Origin of the sequence: Pseudomonas onubensis (assembly GCF_965653655.1) — a bacterium.
GTDB lineage: Bacteria > Pseudomonadota > Gammaproteobacteria > Pseudomonadales > Pseudomonadaceae > Aquipseudomonas.
This window is the reverse complement of record NZ_CBFHAZ010000222.1, coordinates 1-611: the sequence shown is the minus strand read 5'-3', so window position 1 is coordinate 611 and position 611 is coordinate 1. Positions and strand designations below refer to the sequence as shown.

General features: G+C 65.8%; 1 pseudogene. It reads left to right on the top strand.

Going from position 1 to position 611, the window contains the following annotated elements:
• A pseudogene (tetR(A), locus tag ACTD9P_RS29660) lies at positions 1-208 on the top strand (tetracycline resistance transcriptional repressor TetR(A)); the annotation flags it as partial.
• Positions 209-611 lie beyond the last annotated feature (403 nt).

Here is a 611-nt window from a genome sequence, read left to right as displayed (position 1 = left end):
GCAGGCCGGCGACAGCGATGCCGGCGAGCGCGGCGGCACCGTTGAACAGGCTCCGCTCTCGCCGCTGTTGCGGGCCGCGATAGACGCCTTCGACGAAGCCGGTCCGGACGCAGCGTTCGAGCAGGGACTCGCGGTGATTGTCGATGGATTGGCGAAAAGGAGGCTCGTTGTCAGGAACGTTGAAGGACCGAGAAAGGGTGACGATTGATCAGGACCGCTGCCGGAGCGCAACCCACTCACTACAGCAGAGCCATGTAGACAACATCCCCTCCCCCTTTCCACCGCGTCAGACGCCCGTAGCAGCCCGCTACGGGCTTTTTCATGCCCTGCCCTAGCGTCCAAGCCTCACGGCCGCGCTCGGCCTCTCTGGCGGCCTTCTGGCGCTCCTGCTGCGGCGTCCGCTCGTGGGCCGTGGCGCGGGTCCGCGCGCCGGCCTCGTGCGCCTGGCGCTCGCGGGCGAGGTCCAGGGCGGCCGTCTTCACGTTCTGCCTTGCGCAGATGAGATAGATCTAGCGTGGACTCAAGGCTCTCGCGAATGGCTCGCGTTGGAAACTTTCATTGACACTTGAGGGGCCCCGCAGGGAAATTCTCGTCCTTGCGAGAACCGGCTA